The sequence below is a fragment of the Bradyrhizobium sp. genome (assembly GCF_049581145.1).
Lineage (GTDB): Bacteria > Pseudomonadota > Alphaproteobacteria > Rhizobiales > Xanthobacteraceae > Bradyrhizobium.
The window spans coordinates 1-1879 of sequence record NZ_JBAURI010001035.1 but is presented as its reverse complement, the minus strand read 5'-3'; the positions used below and the strand labels follow the sequence as shown (position 1 = coordinate 1879).

The 1879-nt window shown below is 63.7% G+C and carries 2 protein-coding genes; one reads left to right on the top strand and one right to left on the bottom strand.

The window, feature by feature from the left end; all coding sequences use genetic code 11:
- A partial coding sequence (locus tag WCB02_RS33470; protein WP_423965178.1) for a M20/M25/M40 family metallo-hydrolase occupies nt 1–682 on the bottom strand: 682 nt, incomplete at its 3' end.
- A gap of 407 nt (nt 683–1089) precedes the next feature.
- On the opposite strand from WCB02_RS33470, the gene WCB02_RS33465 reads away from it, so the two are divergent.
- Nucleotides 1090–1879: BMP family ABC transporter substrate-binding protein (locus WCB02_RS33465; protein ID WP_423965176.1), on the top strand; the 790-nt coding region annotated here is incomplete at its 3' end.

Sequence of the window (1879 nt, the reverse complement as noted above, 5' to 3'; positions counted from 1 at the left end):
GCCGCGCGGCGAGCCGGGTCGCGCCCGCAATCGCGGTCACCACGCCGACCGGCAGGTCCTGCGCTTCCAGCACCGGCCCCTGCTCGATGTGCAATTCGAGATAGGCGAGCAGTTCACGGCGCGCGCGGGCGGCGGCGCCGATATGATCTGGGTCGAGGCCGAATTGGATCAGCGCCTCGCGCATCGAAACGCCCTGCTGGTCGCGCACGCCGAGCAGGCTCTCATCGAAGGTGCCGGCGACCGCGCGGCTGCCGAGCAGCGTGGACGCAAACCGCACGCCCTCCTCGTCGGCGAAGCCCGTCACCTCGATGGCGAACGGCAACCTTTGCCCGCGCCGGTTCAGATCGGCTATGCAGGAGATCGCCGTGATCAGCCCGAGCGGACCGTCCCATTTGCCGGCGTCGCGCACGGTGTCGTAATGCGAGCCCAGCATCAGGCAGCGCAGCCCGCGGCGGTCGCCCTCGTAGCGGCCGCAGACATTGCCGATCGCATCGAGATGCGCGTCCATTCCCGCCGATCGCATCCAGCCCAGAATGAGGTCGGCGGCCGCGCGATGCTCGCGCGTCAGGAAAATGCGCGCCAGATGCCCGGCCGTTTCCGAAATCGCGCCGAGTTCGTTGATCCGGCCGACGATTTCCTCACCCAGCGAAAACTTCTGCAGCTCGGCGGTCTCGACGTTCATCTTGCCCGTCTTTGTCCAATGATGGATTGGCCCGCCCGCATGCGGGCATTGCTCGATCGATACAATTTCGGTGCCAGCAAGACGGCGGACAACCCAAACGGCTCGTCAACCTCAACCGGCCCGCAAATCGCCCGCGCAGCAAATAGAACGCCGGGACAGGTCCGAAACAATGCTTAACTCTCTTGCATACAATCGCCGAATGTCGACTAAATTTTAAGCTGTGGCGTTGCCGCCTAACTTTTGGTCCAACCGCCCAAGCGGAGATAATTCCAGCTCCGTCAATATCTTACCGCCTCACATTCACAAGCTCAGTTTTGGCACGAAGCTTGCGACGGGGCGTGCGGGCTCCGCCGGACCTGGCGAAGCGGCGAGATGAGCGGCGGGTCCTCCGCCCAAGGGAGCAAGCAATGGATCTTGGTAGGATTTCAAGACGACACCTGTTGCAGGGCAGCGCAGCGCTGACGCTGGGCACGGCCTTCGGCGTCCGGTCTGCTTCGGCCGCGGACACCACGATCGGCTTCATCTATGTCGGCTCGCGCGACGACTACGGCTACAACCAGGCCCATGCGCAAGGCGCGGCCGCGCTGAAGAAGCTGCCCGGCATCAAGGTTGTCGAAGAGGAAAAAGTGCCGGAAACCGACGCCGTCGAAAAGACGATGGAGTCGATGATCAATCTCGACGGCGCGACGCTCCTGTTCCCGACCTCGTTCGGCTACTTCAACCCGCACATGATCAAGATGGCGACCAAATACCCGAAGATCCGCTTCGAGCATTGCGGCGGCCTGTGGACCGAGAAGGACCCGAAAAACGCCGGCAGCTATTTCGGCTATATCGACGAGGCGCAATATATCTCCGGCATCGTCGCCGGCTATTCCACCAAGAGCGGCAAGCTCGGCTTCGTCGCGGCAAAACCGATCCCGCAGGTGCTGCGCAACATCAATGCCTTCACGATGGGCGCCAGGCTCGCCAATCCCAAGGCCACCACGCAGGTGATCTTCACCGGCGACTGGTCGATGCCGGTCAAGGAGGCGGAAGCCACCAACAGCCTGATCGACCAGGGCGTCGACGTGCTGACCTGCCATGTCGACGGGCCGAAGACGATGGTGGAAAACGCCGCGCGCCGCGGCGCCATGGTGTGCGGCTATCACGTCGACCAGTCGCCCCTGGCGCCGAAGGCCTATCTGACCGGCGCGGAGT